The 18,549-nt window shown below is 37.4% G+C and carries 21 protein-coding genes; 9 read left to right on the top strand and 12 right to left on the bottom strand.

Annotation, left to right across the window (positions count from 1 at the left end; genetic code table 11):
• Positions 1 to 21: 21 nt before the first annotated feature.
• Entirely contained in the window at positions 22 to 1,038 is a 1,017-nt protein-coding gene (gene moaA, locus BR30_RS0117625) for a GTP 3',8-cyclase MoaA (RefSeq protein WP_026566116.1), read from the bottom strand.
• Between the two features lie 283 nt (positions 1,039 to 1,321).
• Between moaA and BR30_RS0117620 the strand changes: the two genes are divergently transcribed.
• Positions 1,322 to 2,020 (top strand): Crp/Fnr family transcriptional regulator, encoded by a 699-nt coding sequence (locus tag BR30_RS0117620; protein WP_026566115.1) that lies wholly within the window; start codon positions 1,322 to 1,324, stop codon positions 2,018 to 2,020.
• Between the two features lie 83 nt (positions 2,021 to 2,103).
• Here the strand turns inward: BR30_RS0117620 and BR30_RS0117615 are convergent, their stop codons facing one another.
• Together BR30_RS0117615 and BR30_RS0117610 are read right to left on the bottom strand one after the other, a co-directional pair.
• Positions 2,104 to 3,234 (bottom strand): TIGR04053 family radical SAM/SPASM domain-containing protein, encoded by a 1,131-nt coding sequence (locus tag BR30_RS0117615; protein WP_026566114.1) that lies wholly within the window; start codon positions 3,232 to 3,234, stop codon positions 2,104 to 2,106.
• A gap of 161 nt (positions 3,235 to 3,395) precedes the next feature.
• A complete protein-coding gene (locus BR30_RS0117610; RefSeq protein WP_026566113.1) occupies positions 3,396 to 3,704 on the bottom strand; it encodes a metal-sulfur cluster assembly factor in 309 nt (102 codons plus the stop codon).
• A gap of 279 nt (positions 3,705 to 3,983) precedes the next feature.
• Between BR30_RS0117610 and BR30_RS0117605 the strand changes: the two genes are divergently transcribed.
• The 3 genes from BR30_RS0117605 to BR30_RS0117595 all read left to right on the top strand — a co-directional run bounded on the left by BR30_RS0117605 (position 3,984) and on the right by BR30_RS0117595 (position 5,248).
• Positions 3,984 to 4,796: a Cof-type HAD-IIB family hydrolase gene (locus tag BR30_RS0117605; protein WP_026566112.1), complete on the top strand. Its 813-nt coding sequence runs from the start codon at positions 3,984 to 3,986 to the stop codon at positions 4,794 to 4,796.
• A 111-nt stretch (positions 4,797 to 4,907) separates the two neighbouring features.
• Positions 4,908 to 5,060, top strand: coding sequence for a hypothetical protein (locus tag BR30_RS37380; protein ID WP_166258563.1), 153 nt, complete (start codon positions 4,908 to 4,910; stop codon positions 5,058 to 5,060).
• Positions 5,061 to 5,062: 2 nt separating this feature from the next.
• The gene (locus tag BR30_RS0117595) at positions 5,063 to 5,248 is read left to right on the top strand and encodes a DUF3813 domain-containing protein (protein ID WP_026566111.1); all 186 of its coding nucleotides are present in this window, start codon (positions 5,063 to 5,065) and stop codon (positions 5,246 to 5,248) included.
• Positions 5,249 to 5,284: 36 nt separating this feature from the next.
• Here BR30_RS0117595 and BR30_RS0117590 read toward each other — a convergent pair whose 3' ends face one another.
• Positions 5,285 to 6,127, bottom strand: a complete 843-nt coding sequence (locus tag BR30_RS0117590) for a YitT family protein (protein WP_026566110.1) — start codon at positions 6,125 to 6,127, stop codon at positions 5,285 to 5,287.
• 123 nt (positions 6,128 to 6,250) lie between these two features.
• On the opposite strand from BR30_RS0117590, the gene BR30_RS0117585 reads away from it, so the two are divergent.
• On the top strand, positions 6,251 to 7,117 hold the full coding sequence (locus BR30_RS0117585) for a DegV family protein (RefSeq protein WP_026566109.1): 867 nt from the start codon (positions 6,251 to 6,253) through the stop codon (positions 7,115 to 7,117).
• Between the two features lie 42 nt (positions 7,118 to 7,159).
• Here BR30_RS0117585 and BR30_RS36040 read toward each other — a convergent pair whose 3' ends face one another.
• A complete protein-coding gene (locus BR30_RS36040) occupies positions 7,160 to 7,291 on the bottom strand; it encodes a DUF3941 domain-containing protein (protein ID WP_081825501.1) in 132 nt (43 codons plus the stop codon).
• Between the two features lie 66 nt (positions 7,292 to 7,357).
• A complete protein-coding gene (locus tag BR30_RS0117575; RefSeq protein ID WP_026566108.1) occupies positions 7,358 to 8,221 on the bottom strand; it encodes a CvfB family protein in 864 nt (287 codons plus the stop codon).
• Positions 8,222 to 8,413: 192 nt separating this feature from the next.
• Here BR30_RS0117575 and BR30_RS0117570 point away from each other — a divergent pair, with 192 nt between their 5' ends.
• Positions 8,414 to 8,911 (top strand): YajQ family cyclic di-GMP-binding protein, encoded by a 498-nt coding sequence (locus BR30_RS0117570; protein WP_026566107.1) that lies wholly within the window; start codon positions 8,414 to 8,416, stop codon positions 8,909 to 8,911.
• A gap of 114 nt (positions 8,912 to 9,025) precedes the next feature.
• The gene (locus BR30_RS0117565) at positions 9,026 to 9,898 is read left to right on the top strand and encodes an SDR family oxidoreductase (RefSeq protein ID WP_026566106.1); all 873 of its coding nucleotides are present in this window, start codon (positions 9,026 to 9,028) and stop codon (positions 9,896 to 9,898) included.
• A gap of 28 nt (positions 9,899 to 9,926) precedes the next feature.
• Here BR30_RS0117565 and BR30_RS0117560 read toward each other — a convergent pair whose 3' ends face one another.
• Together BR30_RS0117560 and asnB are read right to left on the bottom strand one after the other, a co-directional pair.
• Complete coding sequence (locus BR30_RS0117560; protein WP_026566105.1) at positions 9,927 to 11,438, bottom strand: alpha-amylase family glycosyl hydrolase; 1,512 nt, start codon at positions 11,436 to 11,438, stop codon at positions 9,927 to 9,929.
• Between the two features lie 114 nt (positions 11,439 to 11,552).
• Positions 11,553 to 13,400, bottom strand: coding sequence for an asparagine synthase (glutamine-hydrolyzing) (asnB, locus tag BR30_RS0117555; RefSeq protein ID WP_026566104.1), 1,848 nt, complete (start codon positions 13,398 to 13,400; stop codon positions 11,553 to 11,555).
• Between the two features lie 217 nt (positions 13,401 to 13,617).
• Between asnB and BR30_RS0117550 the strand changes: the two genes are divergently transcribed.
• The gene (locus tag BR30_RS0117550) at positions 13,618 to 14,181 is read left to right on the top strand and encodes a DUF2777 domain-containing protein (protein WP_026566103.1); all 564 of its coding nucleotides are present in this window, start codon (positions 13,618 to 13,620) and stop codon (positions 14,179 to 14,181) included.
• A gap of 39 nt (positions 14,182 to 14,220) precedes the next feature.
• Here BR30_RS0117550 and BR30_RS0117545 read toward each other — a convergent pair whose 3' ends face one another.
• Positions 14,221 to 15,249 carry a ThiF family adenylyltransferase gene (locus tag BR30_RS0117545; protein ID WP_026566102.1) on the bottom strand — a complete coding sequence of 343 codons (1,029 nt, stop codon included), beginning with the start codon at positions 15,247 to 15,249 and terminating at the stop codon, positions 14,221 to 14,223.
• 205 nt (positions 15,250 to 15,454) lie between these two features.
• Here BR30_RS0117545 and BR30_RS0117540 point away from each other — a divergent pair, with 205 nt between their 5' ends.
• The gene (locus BR30_RS0117540; protein WP_026566101.1) at positions 15,455 to 17,287 is read left to right on the top strand and encodes an aldehyde ferredoxin oxidoreductase family protein; all 1,833 of its coding nucleotides are present in this window, start codon (positions 15,455 to 15,457) and stop codon (positions 17,285 to 17,287) included.
• A gap of 56 nt (positions 17,288 to 17,343) precedes the next feature.
• Here the strand turns inward: BR30_RS0117540 and BR30_RS0117535 are convergent, their stop codons facing one another.
• The 3 genes from BR30_RS0117535 to BR30_RS0117525 all read right to left on the bottom strand — a co-directional run bounded on the left by BR30_RS0117535 (position 17,344) and on the right by BR30_RS0117525 (position 18,376).
• The gene (locus BR30_RS0117535; protein WP_026566100.1) at positions 17,344 to 17,616 is read right to left on the bottom strand and encodes a MoaD-like domain-containing protein; all 273 of its coding nucleotides are present in this window, start codon (positions 17,614 to 17,616) and stop codon (positions 17,344 to 17,346) included.
• A gap of 1 nt (position 17,617) precedes the next feature.
• A complete protein-coding gene (locus BR30_RS0117530; RefSeq protein ID WP_026566099.1) occupies positions 17,618 to 17,890 on the bottom strand; it encodes a ubiquitin-like small modifier protein 1 in 273 nt (90 codons plus the stop codon).
• Between the two features lie 129 nt (positions 17,891 to 18,019).
• Positions 18,020 to 18,376, bottom strand: coding sequence for a YisL family protein (locus tag BR30_RS0117525; RefSeq protein ID WP_026566098.1), 357 nt, complete (start codon positions 18,374 to 18,376; stop codon positions 18,020 to 18,022).
• Between the last annotated feature and the right edge of the window lie 173 nt (positions 18,377 to 18,549).

The raw sequence follows: 18,549 nt of genomic DNA, 5'->3' as shown, positions 1-18,549 counted from the left end.
CTCTCTTCTGATGAAGAGAGTTTAACCGCCAATATAAGACATTTCTATTTTTTTTCGATTTTTGTACGTTTCTGCAGTTCTTTCGTCTGAATATCGATCATCTCGACCATTCCAAATCGCAGTCACTCGTGTCCGGATTTCTTCATCAGTGGCACCATTTCTCATAAAGTTTCGAATATCATGCCCATTCCCATTAAACAAACAAGTAAAAATTTGACCATTCGCTGATAAACGTGACCGTGTACAGCTTGTGCAAAAAGATTCGGATACAGATGTAATGAACCCAACATTCACATCTTTATCCTTATAACGATACAGTTTTGCTACTTCCCCATAATAGGCAGGGTCTACTGGCTCGAGTTCAAATCGTTCTTTTAATAGATAATAGATCTGTTTTTTAGTAATGACATCGTCCATTTTCCAGCCATTTGTAGAGCCAACATCCATAAATTCGATATAACGCAACTCCAGTCCATTCTCTTTGCAATATTCTGCCATTGGAATGATTTCAGTATCATTTAGACCCTTTTTTACAACCATATTAATTTTGACCCCAAGCCCAGCTTGTTTGGCTGCTTCAATGCCCTCCAATACAGGTCCAGTGCCTACCCCGCGCCCATTAATTTCCCCAAAGAGTTCATCGTTCAAGGTATCAAGGCTGACATTCACGCGTTTAAGACCAGCTTCCTTTAACTCTTTTGCCAATTTCGGCAGGAGCACACCGTTTGTCGTTAATCCAATATCATGTAAATCCTCAATAATTGAAAGTTTTTTAACAAGAATAGGCAAATCTTTCCGAAGAAGAGGCTCTCCCCCAGTTAGGCGAATTTTTTCCACTCCTAAACTGACAAATATTTTCGCAAGGCGTTCAATCTCTTCGTATGACAGCAATGCGCTTTTTGGAAGAAATTCAAAATCCGGCCCGAATTGATCTGCTGGCATACAGTACTGGCAGCGGAAATTACATCGATCGATTACAGAAATCCTTAAGTCATGCAAGGGTCTATTTAATTTATCTTTAATAATGGTTTTTTCCATTAATCTCAACTCCATTATTTTTAAAGAACCTATTTTAAATATATCAGTAGATCATAAAAATGACTGTTACTTTATTCACTATTACAATACTTATTACTTTAAATCTTATCTTAGCAGAAGTTTGCCAATCAAGAAATACTTTTAGGTCCGCATAAGTTTTCACTATATTGTCATTGTTTACTTCTATTTTGAGACTTCTAATAAGATAAAATATTACTAACAAACAAATTACGATGATTATGAAAATAAATGGTTGTTAAAAAGATACGTTGAGGTGAATCCGATGACAATACCAATGAAACCAACTCATTCAATTGAAATAAAAGAATTACTTAGATTTGCAGATCGGAAATTTAAAAGTGAAAGAGGAAGCTTTTTATTTCAAGAAGGAATGGTTGCCGAAGAACTTTTCATAATCATTTCCGGAAAAGTTCAAATTAGTAAAATCACATCAGATGGTCGTGAGCTTTCGTTAAGAATTTGTGGAGAAAATGATATTTGCGGAGAATTAACCCTTTTTACGGATAATCCTAGGTATTTATTAAGCGCAATGGTTCTTGAGGAAGGAGAAGTTGTTGCAATAAAAAAGGATGTACTTGAAAGCGAAATTTTTCAAAATAGTAAGCTTGCCTTTGAATTCATGAAATGGATGAGTGATCATTTCCGTAAAACTCAAACAAAGTTTCGCGACCTTGTCCTAAATGGGAAACGCGGGGCACTATTTTCAACTCTTATCCGCATGTCAAATAGTTATGGCATCCAAAAAGATAACGGAATTCTCATTGACCTTCCGCTAACCAACCAAGAACTGGCTAATTTTTGCGGTACATCACGTGAAAGTACAAACAGAATTCTAAGTGAACTAAAAAAGGATAAAATCATATCTGTTAAAAAAGGGAAAATAACCATTTTGGATTTACAATACTTAAAAAATGAAATCGATTGTGAAAATTGTTCGGCAGTCTATTGCAATATTGAATAGGATGGCATGCCGTCATTTTTTATTTTTCATAACATTTCACACAAGGCTGTCTCACAAAAATGGGGCAGCCTTGTCTTATTTATCTAATTTTCATGAACTTGCTTCTCCCTTAATGCTTTTGGGATATAAACACAGAATGGCTCGCTTTCCAGATAATCTCCAGTCATCGCATAAGCTCTTGACCTTGATCCGCCGCAAACATGACGGAATTCACAAACACCGCATTTTCCTTTAAAGAGGTCAGGGTTCCTTAATGATTTAAATATTGGTGATTCACGGTAAATTTCTGCCAAGGGGGTTTCACGAATATTACCCGCTTTAACTGGGAGTAGCCCACTTGGATATACATCTCCAATATGGGAGATAAACACAAATCCGTTTCCATCATTAACACCTTTTGGAGCACGTCCCAATCCGTCAATGGAGCCTGTTAATCCTTTTTCTGTTAATGCACTTAAGTATTCGATTTCATCCGTTGTTTCTTTCGCTTCACGCATTTTTTGTTGAATCACAACCCGTCGGTAGTGCATTGCCTCTGTCGTTTTGATATCAAAAGAAACGCGCTTACTTAAATCATATAACCATCTGAAAACTTTTTCATGTTGAACAGGAGAAATCATATCCGATTCTTGACCTCTTCCTGTTGGAACTAGGAAAAAGACACTCCATAACACGCAGCCTAAATCCTCTACCATTTTTGCCATTTCATCAAGATAGTCAATATTGTAACGGGAAATTACCGTATTTATTTGAATGGGTAATCCAACTTCATGCAAATATTTTATTTTTTCCATGGTAAGGTCGAAGGAACCTGCCGTTCCCCTAAAATGATCATGAATCTCGGCTTTAGGACCGTCAATACTAAATGCCCAACGTGCTAGACCTACTTCTTTGGCCTTTTCAATGGCTTCTTTGGTTACATTAGGTGTCGCGCTTGGCGTCATTGATACCCGTACACCTTTTTCAACTGCATATTTTGCAATTTCAAAAACATCTTCTCTCATCAACGGGTCCCCGCCTGTAAAAACAAGCATTGGATTGTTCATTTCATATATTTGATCAATTAAATTTTTTCCTTCTTCAAACGATAGTTCACGTGGATCTCTTTTATACTGGGCATCCGCACGGCAGTGCAGGCACTTTAATTGGCAAGCTCTAGTGAGTTCCCAAATAACGATAAATGGGTCTTTATTAAAATCTCGGCTAAAATTCATATTGAATGTGCCTCCTAATACTGGCTTTTAAATCAAATAGCCTTAATAACCTGTATTATAAAGGTGTTTATGTTCAAAAAAAGTGAACTATCTCACATTCCGGCCAATATATATGTCTGATTAGTGAAGAATAAAAAAACAGCAGAAAAGTTCTGCTGTTTTTAGCGAATACCTAAGGCAATTTTTGCATAACGTGACATCATTTCTTTATTCCATGGAGGATTGAAAACAATATTAACTTCAACCTCTTTCACTTCTGGAATATCAGCCAATGCTCGTTTAACTTGGTCCACAATCGTACCCGCAAGAGGGCAGCCCATTGATGTTAATGTCATCGTAATGGTTACGTTCCCTTCTGCATCCATTTCCGTATCATATACTAACCCTAAGTTTACGATATCTACTCCTAGTTCAGGGTCAATAACTAATTCTAACGCACCCAATATATTCTCTTTTAGTTCTTCATTCATTTTTCTTCACTCCTCAAATGTTTGACCTAAAATTATTATAGCAAATAACTTTGTTATCGTTAAAATTGAGACTTCATAAAAAAAAGTATATAGTTTTTTTATACCTTTAGGTGTGAATTTTTTTACAGTTTCGTTATAAAATTGTTAACATAGTGAATATAGAAATAATAAGGGTCTTCGAAATATGAAAAATTTATATTAGCAGTGTATCATGAATATAAAATTTTTCCTAAAGCACCATTTATATTAGTGATGAAATTATTATTAGAAGGAGTTCTTATGGCAAATAGACACTTAATTGCATTAGATTTAGATGGAACCTTATTGAAAGATGATAAGACGATATCTTTAAAAACAAAAGAAATTATTAAAAAGGCAAAAGAATTAGGTCATATCGTCATGATTGCAACGGGCAGGCCCTATCGTTCCTGTGAGATGTATTATCGTGAATTGAATTTAGACACACCGATTGTCAATTTCAATGGTGCGTTTATGCATTACCCCGGAAAGCCAGACTGGGGTTATCACCAACCACTTGATATCAAGGTTGCACACGAAATTGTCGAAGCGTGTAGAAGCTTTCATTTTCATAATATTATCGCGGAAGTAATTGATGATGTGTATTTCCACTATCATGATGAAAAGCTTTTAGACATTTTTAATTTTGGAAATCCTAACATTACTACAGGAGATTTAGCCAATTATTTAAAGGAATCACCAACAAGTTTGTTAATTCATACAGATGAAGATCAATTAAAGTCCATTCGCGATCATTTATCTGCAGTCCATGCTGAAGTAATTGACCATCGTAGTTGGGCAGCACCTTGGCATGTGGTTGAGATTATTAAAGTTGGCTTAAATAAGGCTGTCGGGTTAAAAAAAGCGTCTGATTACTTTGGTATCCCTGCTGAGAGAGTTATTGCGTTTGGCGACGAAGACAACGACCTAGAAATGCTGGAATATGCTGGTCACGGAATTGCTATGGGTAATGCCATTGATAAAGTAAAAAACATTGCTAATCATGTTACTTTAAGCAATGAAGAAGATGGAGTGGGAAAATATTTGGCAGATTTGTTAAATATAAAATTTTAACCCCTTTTCGCCATTGTTTACCTAAATGAACATCCCCATTTTGGTACATACTATTTTTTGAGGCAGCGATGCTGTTTCAATAAGAGCCTTGAGCATATTGGAGGGATTCGAATGGGTAAACGAAACAAATCAAAACGCTTTGTCCAGCAAGGAGTGGATACGGTCAGTAAACATGCGGAACGTATTCCCTATCACATGACCTATGCTGAAGCGGAAGCTCAGAAGATGGCCAATGTGCAAGAATCCTCGCTTGGAGGAATATAATCATGGGAAACCAATTGTTCCAAGAAGCACGAAGATTTGTTGAAATGGCGAAATCGGCCAACCCTGCTGAACTTGATTCTGCTGTGGCGAAAGCGAAAAATGCATTAAGTTCTGCTTATGCAAATTCCACCGTAGCAGAGCAAGCACAGCTCCAACAAATGCAACAAGAGCTTAATCAACTGACTTAAATAGAAAAGCGGAAGCGCCAAGGCGTTTCCGCTTTTCTACTCTTTTCGAAAGAAGCCATAAATGTTTGTTGTTTGTATGATATTTGTGAATGCATTTGGATCCACTTCCTTAAGGATTCTTTCCAAATCAAAGAGTTCGTATCGTGTAATGACTACCATTAACATTTCTCTCGCTTCGTTTGAAAATGCCCCTTTGGCAGGAAGGATAGTGATTCCTCTTACAAGTTTTTCTTGTATTGCTTTTTTCATTACATCAGCCTTTTTGGTAATAATCATTGCTGTGAGTTTTGCATGCCTAGTATGGATGGCGTCAATCACCCTTGTCGAAGTATATAAAGTTACAAGAGTATAAAGAGCTTTTTCCCAGCCATACAAAAATCCTGCTGTTAAAATAATCAGTCCATTTATGACCAACATATAGGGTCCAATCGGCTTGTCTTTCATTCTCGATAAAACCATTGCAATGATATCTACACCGCCTGTTGAAGCTCCCCATTTCAACGTAATCCCAACGCCAACGGCTAGGATGACACCACCAAAAACTGCATTTAGAAGGATATCATTTGAAACCTGTTTAATCGGGATGAGTGTTAAAAATAACGAGGACAGTGCTACACTAATAAAGCTATAAACTGTAAAAGACTTTCCTACCTTTTTCCAGCCTAAAATGGCCACAGGAATATTCAGCAATAATAATAATAAACCTAGCGAAAGTTGTATTGGTGTATAGTCACTTAACACCTTTGAAAGTAATTGGGCTATTCCTGTAAATCCACTTGAATAGATATTTGCAGGAATCAAAAATAAATTCATAGCAAGGGCACCTAACAATGAACCCGCTGCAACCACACCTAGTTTCTTTATCTGGAGCCAAATCATATCTATTACCCCTTTATTGAGAGATTATGTATCCGTAGAAACGTTTTCTGTGATAGATAATTGTATTTTTATTATGAAACCGATAAACTGAAACTATAAATAGTTTGAAAGCAGGTGAGCTATATGCAGGTACGAATACTAGCTGATAGCGCATGCGATTTACCAAAGAGTTTTTATGAAGAGAACCATGTTACTCTATTCCCTTTAAAAGTTGAGATTAGTGGCAAAGAATACGAAGATGTAAAATCAATTGATTCAAACACCGTATATGAAGCCATTCGTAGTGGAATTGTTCCAAAAACTTCTCAAGTCTCCCCGCTTTTGTTCGAGGAAGTATTTACCGAAATGGCAGAAAAAGGTGAAGACGGAATATACATAGCCTTTTCTTCAGAATTATCTGGTACATATTCTACTGCTGTTATGATTCTTGACCAAGTGAAGGAAAAATATCCAAATTTCAATTTAACAATTGTTGATACTAAATGTGCATCTCTTGGATTTGGTCTTGTGGTTAGAGAAGCAGCCGTTCTTGCTGCTAAAAATATTGAAAAAGAAAAAATAATAGAAGATGTGCAATTTAGAAGTACTCATATGGAACATCTTTTTACAGTGGAAGATCTAGATTATTTAGCAAAGGGTGGGCGTGTCTCCAAAGCCTCTGCTTTTCTAGGAGGATTATTGAATATAAAGCCTATCCTCAATGTAGAGGATGGCAGACTTATCCCAATTGAAAAAATACGTGGGAAGAAAAAAGTAATGCGAAGGATCATCGAAATCATGAAGGACCGCGGAGCTGATATGGATAACCAAGTCATTGGAATTAGCCACGCGGATTGTGAAGAAAACGCTAGAGAAATGAAAGTAATGATTGAAGAAGAATTCCATCCGGTCGAAGTTTTTATGACCTCAATCGGTTCGGCTATAGGGTCCCATACAGGTGCTGGTACCGTCGCCATTTTCTTCTTAAATGAACTGCCTTCATCAAATTAAAAAATGAGCGGGGTATAAACACCTCACTCATTTTTCATTACTCTATTTATGATCTGTCTTTTTGGAGTATTGATTTTTTCCAGCTTGACGATTTTTCTCGCGCATCATATTCTTTTCATGGCGAAGGGCATTGTTGTCTTTCGCTTTTTTATCGTTGTCTGAAGTGTGCGGCATAACCTTACCCCTTTCAAATAGATTCACACTTAGTTTCTGTCAATTTGAAAAGAGTATGTAAAAACATTAATCTTTCTTTACATATGTCCAGCTGCCCTCTTGGTATACCCTGCCCTCTTTCATAAGTTTTCCAAGCGCTCGTTTAAAGGCACCTTTACTTAAGCTGAACCGATCTTGGATATCTTCAGGCATGCTTTTATCGTTATATGGCATGGCACCATTTCTGCTCATCAAATACTCATAAATCCGTTCCGCATCAACATCTTGCGTTTCCTCTTTTCTTGCCAGCAAAGAAACATTGATCGTGCCATCTTCCTTCACATCAATAATCCGTCCTTCAACTTTTTCTCCAATCCGCGGCTCTTGTTGTCTTTGTGACTCATGAATGAATCCTTTAAAGCCTTCTATAGTGTAGATCCAACTGCCGACTTTGGCTGTTCGATAAATATGTCCTTGCACATTTTTATTAAAATTTGCTCTTGTTGCTTTTACAGAAATAGATTCAATCACTGGGTCAGTGGCCAACTTTGCGTAAAGGAGATAATTACTGCTTAGCTTTAAAGTTATATAGACTAAATCTCCAGGTTGGGGCCAGACGGATTTATGTACAGGCAAATCATCAATACCTAACAAGATATCTTTTGGAAGTCCAATATTTAAAAAGACACCAATCCTTGGATTTAAGTCTGTTACCTTCACCCAAGCATAATGTCCAATCGCTATGTCAGGAATATTCGTTGAAGCAGAGATTCGACCTTCTGAATCAACATAAAGAAAAACCTCTACCTGATCGTTTTCCTCAAATTCTTGATGGGCTTGATTAAAATGTAGTAATACATCTTCATTACCATCTGTTAAAAAATACCCAAACGAAGCTTTCCGAGCTACGGTTAATGTAGTTGTTTGACCGATTAATTCATTTAAAGACATATATAACTCCTCTTTTCTTTTCACGGAGAATTAGTTTATCTCATTCGGAGCGCTCCTATCAATCCATTTGTGAACGTCCGCTTCCTTTTTAAATAGTTGTTTGAACTGCTATATTTTACTATAATGTACCCATAAAGGGAAACTTTAGCGGGTGTGGTTTTAATATAATGTTTATAAAATGGAGGTTTTGTTATGTCCAAAGATAGCTCATTTGATATTGTATCTCAAGTAGACTTATCGGAAGTGTCAAATGCGATTGCCCAAACAATGAAGGAAATTGGTACACGCTATGATTTTAAAGGCAGTAAAAGTGAAGTTTCACTTGATAAAGAAAAAGAGGAACTGGTCCTTGTCTCCGATGATGAATATAAAATGGACCAACTAAAAGATGTTTTATTTAGTAAATTAATGAAACGAAACGTTCCAGTTAGAAATCTTGACTACGGGAAAGTTGAAAAAGCTTCTGGCGGAACGGTTCGTCAACGAGCTAAACTAGTTCAAGGTATTGATAAAGAAAATGCAAAAAAAATTAATACCATAATTAAAAATAGCGGCGTCAAGGTGAAAAGTCAGGTACAGGACGACCAAGTGCGTGTTAGCGGTAAGAATCGGGATGATTTACAGAAAATAATCTCCCTCGTACGCGAAGCGGACTTAACTGTGGATGTTCAGTTTATAAATTATCGATGAATAAAACCGGCGGAAGGATTATAAAATCCTTTCGCTTTTTTTCATCTTTATTTTTCATAATTTGACCCATTTATCTAAAACTAATAAGGAGTAAACACTTGGAGGTTTTAGGTAATGAGCAACAATCAAAATCAACAAAAGAAGACGTTTCCAGCACAACATCAAAATCACCAGCCTGGCATTGAAAGTGAAATGAATCCTCTGCCCATCTCAGTCGATCCCAATTATCAGCCAAGTGGAAAATTAACTGGTAAAACAGCGATAATTACTGGCGGCGACAGCGGGATTGGCAAATCAGTTGCCATTTATTTTGCTAAAGAAGGGGCAGACGTAGCAATTATCTATTTAGAAGAGCATCAAGATGCGGAAGAAACCAAGCAATTAATTGAAGCGGAAGGGCGAAGATGCCTGCTTTATTCTGGAGACATTGGCAGTGAAGATTTCTGCAAAGAGACCGTGAATAAAATTCATTCTGAATTTGGCAGGTTAGATATACTTGTCAATAATGCAGCAGAGCAACACCCGCAAAAAAGTTTATTATCAATTACTTCGCAACAATTGGAAAAGACGTTCCGAACAAATATTTTCTCCTTTTTCTATATGACAAAAATGGTTCTTCCCTTTTTAAAACAGGGGGCATCAATCATAAATACGGCTTCCATTACAGCTTACAAGGGGCATGAACAATTATTGGACTATTCCGCAACCAAGGGGGCAATCGTTTCCTTTACCCGCTCTCTAGCCTTATCGCTCGCAACTCAAGGGATTCGCGTTAACGGCGTTGCCCCAGGTCCAATCTGGACACCTCTTATCCCATCGACTTTCACAGAAGACCAAGTTGCTACATTTGGTTCAAATACAGCAATGGGTAGAGCAGGACAGCCATATGAACTAGCAGCTAGTTATGTTTTTCTTGCCTCAGCTGACTCCTCTTATGTCAGTGGGCAAATGATTCATGTAAATGGCGGGGAAATTATCAATGGATAAAAAAATGTCGGGGAAAGCCCCCGACATTTTATCGCTTGTTTTTTCTTAATTTTAGTATAAATAACATAAACAACAGGTAAACAACAACTAACCCTGCAATTAATGGAAAATTGATGCCGCTTTTTTCAGTTGCAACATACACTTCCGAATTATCCCGATCTAGAATAATCATATATTTATTATCATGACTGTTAACTTTATCTCCTCCAAGTAAGCCCCTCAGTTCTTTTCCGTCTTCAATCTGTTCATTTGTTAACGTTACGCTTTGAGACTTACTCGAATTATTGATCGCAATAATTGATGTTTCACCTTTATACACACGTTTATAAACAGCCATTCCCTTTTGATCATAGAGCATCTCCATGGTTCCTCTTGTTAAGGATGGAAGTTGATTCCTTAATTCGCCCACCTTGGTAATGTAATCAATCAGTTCTTTTTCAGCCCTGAAGCTCATTTGCCCGCGGTTATCAGGAATACCTCCCCCATTTAATGCAATTTCGGTCCCATAATTAATAATAGGAACTCCTGGGGTGGTATAAAGGTACAACAATGCTGTTTTCCAGCGTGAGCCTGGGAATTGTTTCTTTGCGACAATGTCGCTCGTAAATCTTGTGGTATATTCGTTATCCAAAAAATTAGCCCTTAAAAATGATTGCTGATTTTTATCTACATCGGAGTATAGTGTACTAAAGGACTGATCTGTACTTGCAAAAGTCTTTCTTAATTTTTCACTATATTGATACGTAACGACACTATCTATCCCAGCACCTGTATATGCTTGCATATCTATAGGATTATCTTTTGAAATGACCCCTAACAGAAAAAAGTCTTTCTTTACCATCTTAACTTCAGTTGAAAAATCAGTCCAAAAGCTGATTGGAACATAGTTTACTTCCGGTAAGCTCATCCCATCAATATCTGTTTTATTGATCCACCATTTTGCTGTGTCTATTAAGTATTTTTTTACTTCTGGGTTGTCCTGATTAAGATCGGGCAATCCATCAATCCATCCTTGCTCAAGTTCCTTCTGATTTTCATTTCCAGATGCGATATCTTGTTTTGCATTAAACCAGTCCTTCTTACTGGTATCACTTAGCCAAGGGTGGTCAGCTGCTACATTATTCGTAACAAAATCAAAGATCACCTTCATCTCTCGTTTATGAGCTTCTTTTACTAACGTTTGGAAAGACTTCATAGTTCCAAAATGTTCGTCAACTTTGTAAAAATCCTTAACCCAAAAGCCATGGTATCCATTCTTTGTATTGTCAAAAATGGGAGTTAATCGAATCGCAGTAAATCCCATGTCATGTATGTAATCTAACTTATCGATGATTCCCTGAATATCTCCGCCATTATATGTTAATGGATCTTTTGCATTTACATCAATGTCATTATTCCGATCCCCATTGTTGAAACGATCAATCATAATGGAATAAACAGATTCATCCTGCCATAAGCGTTCTTTCTTTTCAACGGCCGCATGTGCAGAAAGCGAAGAATTAAATAATAACAAGATTAAAATAAGTGTAATTTTTTTCATATAGTTAAATCCTCCTCTAAAAAAGGGAAGAGGATATCCTCTTCCCTACCTTATTTTAATCTAATCAAGTTTTTATTCCAAATTTAAATTCTTCGTTTCGCCAGAAAATCAAACCTAATTCACTATGTTAATATTATAATCCTTAAACCATGTATGCAGTTGCACAAGGTACGCCAATAATTGAGGACCTGTCATCAACTGGCCAAACCAAGGTTCTTGAAATGAATTTCCACCAGACTTCACGATATTTTCAAGTTGCTCTTTATTAAAAAATTCATGTAAAACGGAGGATTTATCCTGTAAAATATTCTCCACCTGTTTTTGGACGGCAATGGTGTAAGCAGGATTGTGTGTCTTCGGATACGGGCTTTTTTTACGATACAGTACTTCTTCCGGTAAAATACCTTCAAATGCTTTTCGGAGGATTCCTTTTTCTCTCCCGCGATACATTTTAATTTCCCACGGGATATTCCACACATATTCAACAAGGCGGTGATCAGCAAACGGAACCCTGACTTCAAGACTTGCCCCCATGCTCATCCGGTCTTTTCTATCAAGTAAGGTAGTCATAAAGCTTATCATATTAATATAAAATAATTCTCTCCGCTTTGATTCTTCCACACTTTCACCATCTAATCTTGGCGTTTCGGCGATCGCCTGATTATACTTTTCCATAACGTAATCATTCAATTTAAGTTTATCCCGCCAATGTGATTTCAACAAATTTTGTCGTTCCGCTAATGACCGCATCCACGGAAATCCTGGCCGTTCTAAGTCTTGTTTTCGATGGAACCAAGGGTACCCGCCGAAAATTTCATCAGCACATTCCCCTGACAGGCTAACTACAAAATTCTGTTTGATTTCTTTACAAAACCAAAGCAATGAGGAGTCAACATCTGCCATCCCTGGAAGGTCTCTTACATGGGTCGCTTCCACCAAATCATTAACTAATTGCTCCTGAGTAATAATTTTGTTATGGTGAATGGTCTTAAATTTATCTGTAATCATTTGAATGAATTTTCCATCCGCGTCTGGTTGAAATTCTGTTGAGGAAAAATATTTGTCATTACCTTCATAATCAATAGAATAGGTATGGAGCTGCCCTTTGTTTTGGTCCTGAAAACCCTTCGCAGCAATCGCTGTAATGATGCTTGAATCTAAACCGCCAGACAAAAAGGTACTTAATGGAACATCCGAAACAAGCTGCCTCGTTACAGCATCTGTTACTAAATAGCGGACCTTTTCAGCCGTCTCCTCCACGCTGTCCTTATGTTCTTCACTTTTTACATTCCAATAACGCCAAATTTTTAGACCATTTTTTGAAAATGTTAAAGCATGTGCCGGCCTTAGCTCACTTATTCCTTTAAAGACTCCGGAACCTGGCGATCTAGAAGGCCCAATCCCAAAGATCTCAGCAAGACCTTCTTGATTGATTTCAGTTTTTACTTCTGGATGGGCTAATATAGCCTTGATTTCAGACGCAAATAACAGACCTTTTTCGTGTTCCCTGAAGAATAAAGGTTTTACCCCTAAGCGATCGCGTCCTATAAAGAGTTGCTCCTTCTTGCTATCCCAGACAGCAAATGCATATATTCCGTTCAAATAATTTACACACTCTTCTGCCCATTCTATATAGGCAGATAATAGAACTTCTGTATCAGAATGACCTTTAAATGAATATCCTTTAGTATGGAGAACTTTGCGGATATCTTCTGTATTATACAATTCCCCATTATAGCAAATGGTGTAATAATATCCGTCTTTTTGTTTGGACATTGGCTGTCTTCCCCCTTCAGGGTCAACAACAATCAGTCTTTTATGACCAAAAGCCACATTTGCATCAGACCAGATGTTTGTTTCATCAGGGCCTCTTTTTGCCAGAGTATTTGTCATTTTGGTCAATGTTTCTACTTCATTTTTGAGTGACCTATCAAAATTAATCCAGCCTGTAATGCCACACATTTCCTTTCACACTCCTCATTAACAGAACTACTGTACATGAATCATGTTTTATAGTATTCAGCCCATAGGAATCGGTTAATTGTCCAAAAAGAAAAGCGGAAGGCTGCTTAAGGAAGTCAGATTTTTAAGTTAAAAAAAGAATACTTTATTTTTCAGTTATAAAACTTCATGAAGATGTCTAAAAAGAATATGATATCATCTGGCACGGAGGGTAATAATGAATCGACAACAACGAATGAGACTATACGATTTTCAGGAAAGAGCCTACACAGAAGGAACTGTTGAACAAATAAATGACCAATGGATCTTCTTTGATGAGGAAACGGAAGAAGCTGAAATGTTAGATGATTACCTTCAGCAAGAAATTGAAGTCTTCCGAATGAACCGTTGGAAGAAAGGTAAATTGTATGAAACAGGAAAAATCCGGATTGGAAACGAAGCAACCATGCTTCGGAATCATGATTTAGTCAGGATTAGGAAACATTTAGTTTATTCACTTGAAAGGCTTTTAGATGGGATAAATGATGATGCCTTTTTTCAATTTGTTACCACTTTAAACTCCTTAAACTTTTCCATATACGATTGCATCTATTGTTATAATCATTTATCTTTCTTATCGGATGAAAATCGCAAAGATGGGGTAAATTTTTTAGTTTTCGATAATCAGGAACAAATTTGTAATGTCCAACACCATTTTTGTTATTACGAAAAGGTGAATGATCGGTTTGAATTTACATTAAATACGGGAAAACGATTAGTGATAGAGAAAATGATTTCATAGAAAAAAGGCATGGGCATCCACGCCTTTTTTTCCCCATATTTAGTTTCCAATATATTTGGAATAAAGCAATTTTGCTTTGACCACATCATTTGTACCATGAATCAATACACGTGCATCTCTAAACACAACAATTGAAGTGTCTTCATCTGGAGAAAAGCGGAGCAAATAGTCATTTCCTGATACAGGGCCACTTTGTTTAAGATTTCCGGCTAACTTTCTTACATCCAATTCACGTTTATTTCTTGGATTAATTTGGACAGTATTACGTCCGCAAAGTGTTGTATAAGCTATCTGCTGCTCTGAGGATCGTTCGAGAAAATCAAATTGATGGTTCTCACATGTTGGACAATGAGGATTTCTCCCCTCGGAAATATCCATTTGCATGGTGGAATAATCCCAAATATCAATTTGTTCTAAATTAGGTGTAGTCTTTTCCCCAATTAATATTTTGATTGCTTCGAGGGCTTGAAATGAACCAATAATATCCGTTATCGGTGACAATACACCAACGGTATCGCAAGTTTCCCCTGTCCCAGTTGGAACATTTGGAAAGAGACAGCGATAGCAAGGTGTTTTTCCTGGTATTATGGAAGTAAACATCCCTCTTGAGCTAACGGCAGCACCATGAACCCAGGGGACTCGATACTTAACAGCCACATCATTGATTAAAAAACGGGTCATAAAATTATCGGTGCCATCCACGATACAATCCATTCCCGTTAATAGTTCTTCGGCATTATCAAGGTTTATATCAGCGATATGTGCATCGATGGTAACAGATGAATTAATTTTATTTAGCCTTTTTTGGGCAGCGATTACTTTAGGAAGCTGTAGGCTTGCATCCTCTTCATCAAAGAGCGTCTGTCGTTGCAGATTAGAAAGTTCAACCAAATCCCGATCAATTAAACGGATATAGCCAACCCCTGAACGGACAAGATGGTTTGCAATCACCGTACCGAGTGCTCCTACTCCTACAATGGCCACTTTGCTATTCAACAATTTTATTTGACCTGTCTCCCCCATCTGTTGAAAAAGAATCTGTCTCGAATAGCGTTCTAAATCACTCATAATACACCTCTTTTCCAAACTACTATTATCTTACCAAATTATTAATTATTGTTGTTTATTAATTATTTAATTTTAAAAACATTCAAAAAGAGATATAATAAAAATAAGTTTAAGTATAATTTTGGAAGGAATCTTTTATACCATTTTCTACTATTATAAGAGATTCATATCTGTTCCTTAAAATTAGAAGTGGAGGGGAAAAACTTTGAATCTAGGCGGTTTTAAAAACAAAGAAGTATTGGTCGATTTAACTAATGGGGTAGTTAATTACCGAGCAATCAATGAGGAAGATGCAAAGAAATACATAGGCGGCCGTGGCCTTGGGGTTAAGTATGTATTAGATAACGGTCCTGAAGTCGAACCATTATCTGCTGAAAACATTTTATGTATCATGACAGGTCCTGTCACAGGATCACGATCTTCCATGAGCGGTCGCCTTTGTGTTGTCACAAAATCACCTTTAACTGGCACAGTTACAGATTCTCATATCGGTGGATGGACGGCAGCACGTCTAAAGTGGGCTGGTGTGGATAATATTATTTTTTCAGGAAAAAGCGACAAGCCCGTATACCTATTTATTGAAGATGGCAAAGCAGAGCTTCGCGATGCATCTAACTTATGGGGAACTAGTACTAGAGCTTTTATCCAAGCGATGAAAGATGAACATGGAGAATCAGATCTAAGTGTGATGACTATTGGTCAAGCGGGTGAAAACACTGTACGCTTTGCCGCATTTATTAATGAGCATGACCGGGCAGCAGGCCGCGGTGGGACAGCTGCAGTTGCAGGCTTTAAAAAATTAAAAGCGATTGTCATTAAAGCTCCTCAAAAAGGCAATATGCCGCAGCCAAAATTGGATACTGATTACAAAGATGCCAATAAAAAAGCCGTAAAAGCAATCCTTGATGGGGGCTTAACTGCACCAAATAAAGGCGGTTTATCCGTATATGGAACAAATGTATTAACTAACTTAATCAATGAGGTGGGAGCGCTTCCAACTAAGAATTCCCAACTAACACACTGGGATGAAGCAGAGAAACATAGCGGTGAATATTATAACACGAATCTACGTGTGGCCAATAATACCTGCCATGCCTGCCCAGTTGGCTGTAAAATTGAAGTAGAAGTAAAAGATGGCAAATATAAAACTCGAGTAGAAAGTATTGAATTTGAATCCGCCTGGTCACTTGGTTCAAACTGTTTACTAAGTGATGCGGAAGCGATTTCATATATGATTGACCGTTGTAATGAATATGGCCTAGATACTATTGAACTTGGCCACTGCTTCTCTGTTACAATGGAAGCTTATGAGAAAGGAATCATTTCTGAGGAATTAGTCTGGGGTGATGCCGATTCCATGATTGAGTTAACCAAGAAGATTGCACACCGTGAAGGCTTTGGCGGGATTCTTGCTGAAGGACCAGCACGTGCAGCAGCGGCCTGGGGAACACCTGAACTGTCCATGTCTGTTAAAGGCCAGTCTATCCCTGCATATGACCCACGTGGAATTCAAGGGATTGGACTTGGTTATGCAACAAGTAACCGCGGTGCCTGCCATCTGCGCGGATACACGGTTGCCAGTGAAATTGCCGGTATACCTGAACCAACTGACCGCTTAAAGCCAGAAGGAAAAGGCGAATTATTAAAGATATTCCAAGACATGCTAGCATTCTCCGATTCTATGAATATTTGTAAGTTCTCCTCTTTCTCAGAAAATGCAGAGCATTATGCTGAGCAATATAGTGCAATGACAGGAAATCAGCTTACTGCTGAGGATGTGATGAAGGCTGGGGAGAGAATCTATAATCTTGAACGTTATTACAATAACCTAGCTGGATTTAATAAACGTGAAGACGATTTCCTTCCGAAACGTTTTACGGAAGAACCAGCATCTGGAAACAGTGCAGGTCATGTAAGCCGCATGGATATCATGCTTGAAGAATATTACCAAGTTCGCGGCTGGAAAGACGGCCTCGTCACAGATGAGAAACTTCGTGAATTGGGTATTATCGATCCTGAAGTAAAGCAAACAGTCTAAGAAAAATATCAAAAAAGCTTCTGCCCTCAAAGGTGCAGAAGCTTTTTTGATAGAGGTTACCCCCCTATTCTCGTTGTTTTATAGCGATAATTTTTGATTAACTCATCAAGAGTCTGAGCGTCATTTGCACAAAATCGAACTTTTACTGTATTTACTTTAAAACTTGAAGTAAATGAAATTTCCTCTTCCGAACGAATATGTCCGCTCCAGTTTTCCGCTTCATAGATGTAAGGGAACTTATCAGTCACTGGCTTGGCACCTAGTTCTTCAAAATACATACCTAGATGTTCAATCCTTATCCCACGAAACTCTAAATCTCGTATTTCCATATCAGCCACCAGCTACTGGCGGAAATAGAGCAAATTGATCGATCTCTTCTACTTTCGTGTCTAAGTCATCGAGATGGATAATATTTCTCCCATTTACATAGACATGAACAAATGGAAGCAGTTCCTTTTCTGCTGTAAAGATTTCATCTCTTAAAGGTGGAAACATTTCAATCATTTTATCCAGTACATCTATCACTCGTTCACCATCTGGCTGAACGTCTACCGTTACCCCTCCACATATTTGCCGGAGATTAGCAAACACTTTTACGAGCATATGGTCCCTCTCCTCTCTACTTATTTCAATATTAAAACCAAACTAAGCAGTTGTCACGTTGTTTATCATTTTCTCAAATATAAAAAGGCTGCCTCAGTGTTCGACAGCCTTTACTAGATAACTTTAAAATTATGGGTGTAAAAATGACATTGGCAATCTTCCACCTAGATATAAAACAAGGATCCATGCAACGACAAACTGAATCCAAAATACAGAAGTCCTTCTGTTATTAGCCACACGGCTAAGAATCATTTCGAATAATCCGATTACCCACAGTCCGACAACCGCTTTTAAAACATACCATACATCAATTTTGTAAACCGAAAATAGGAGTCCTACACCTGTTGCGATAATAAGCAAATATAATACTCGTAAAATCATTTTAACAATTTTTGCACCTTTTTCTTTTCCACCCTTATGTAAAAAAAGTGCCACAATAAATAAGATTAATGCTAAAAGCCAAGCCGTGATATGTCCGTGAATCAATATAGTTCCTCCTTATGTATGAAATTTCTTTTAATTCGAACCTTATCATACCATAAACAGTTAATAAACACGAAAAAAAGTAAGTCAAATATAGTAACAAACATAGGAATACAATCTATCAATTATGGATTCATCTTTATTAAAAAAGGCCGAACCCTAAATCTACTAGGAAA

The organism is Bacillus sp. UNC41MFS5 (assembly GCF_000686805.1).
Note: the sequence above shows the minus strand (reverse complement) of the source record. Positions and strands in the feature narration are given on the sequence as shown.

Coding starts and splice junctions, on each gene's coding strand:
- moaA (WP_026566116.1), bottom strand. CDS start 1,038: ATGGAAAAAACCATTATTAAAGATAAATTAAATAGACCCTTGCATGAC.
- BR30_RS0117620 (WP_026566115.1), top strand. CDS start 1,322: ATGACAATACCAATGAAACCAACTCATTCAATTGAAATAAAAGAATTA.
- BR30_RS0117615 (WP_026566114.1), bottom strand. CDS start 3,234: ATGAATTTTAGCCGAGATTTTAATAAAGACCCATTTATCGTTATTTGG.
- BR30_RS0117610 (WP_026566113.1), bottom strand. CDS start 3,704: ATGAATGAAGAACTAAAAGAGAATATATTGGGTGCGTTAGAATTAGTT.
- BR30_RS0117605 (WP_026566112.1), top strand. CDS start 3,984: ATGGCAAATAGACACTTAATTGCATTAGATTTAGATGGAACCTTATTG.
- BR30_RS37380 (WP_166258563.1), top strand. CDS start 4,908: ATGGGTAAACGAAACAAATCAAAACGCTTTGTCCAGCAAGGAGTGGAT.
- BR30_RS0117595 (WP_026566111.1), top strand. CDS start 5,063: ATGGGAAACCAATTGTTCCAAGAAGCACGAAGATTTGTTGAAATGGCG.
- BR30_RS0117590 (WP_026566110.1), bottom strand. CDS start 6,127: ATGATTTGGCTCCAGATAAAGAAACTAGGTGTGGTTGCAGCGGGTTCA.
- BR30_RS0117585 (WP_026566109.1), top strand. CDS start 6,251: ATGCAGGTACGAATACTAGCTGATAGCGCATGCGATTTACCAAAGAGT.
- BR30_RS36040 (WP_081825501.1), bottom strand. CDS start 7,291: ATGCCGCACACTTCAGACAACGATAAAAAAGCGAAAGACAACAATGCC.
- BR30_RS0117575 (WP_026566108.1), bottom strand. CDS start 8,221: ATGTCTTTAAATGAATTAATCGGTCAAACAACTACATTAACCGTAGCT.
- BR30_RS0117570 (WP_026566107.1), top strand. CDS start 8,414: ATGTCCAAAGATAGCTCATTTGATATTGTATCTCAAGTAGACTTATCG.
- BR30_RS0117565 (WP_026566106.1), top strand. CDS start 9,026: ATGAGCAACAATCAAAATCAACAAAAGAAGACGTTTCCAGCACAACAT.
- BR30_RS0117560 (WP_026566105.1), bottom strand. CDS start 11,438: ATGAAAAAAATTACACTTATTTTAATCTTGTTATTATTTAATTCTTCG.
- asnB (WP_026566104.1), bottom strand. CDS start 13,400: ATGTGTGGCATTACAGGCTGGATTAATTTTGATAGGTCACTCAAAAAT.
- BR30_RS0117550 (WP_026566103.1), top strand. CDS start 13,618: ATGAATCGACAACAACGAATGAGACTATACGATTTTCAGGAAAGAGCC.
- BR30_RS0117545 (WP_026566102.1), bottom strand. CDS start 15,249: ATGAGTGATTTAGAACGCTATTCGAGACAGATTCTTTTTCAACAGATG.
- BR30_RS0117535 (WP_026566100.1), bottom strand. CDS start 17,616: ATGGAAATACGAGATTTAGAGTTTCGTGGGATAAGGATTGAACATCTA.
- BR30_RS0117530 (WP_026566099.1), bottom strand. CDS start 17,890: ATGCTCGTAAAAGTGTTTGCTAATCTCCGGCAAATATGTGGAGGGGTA.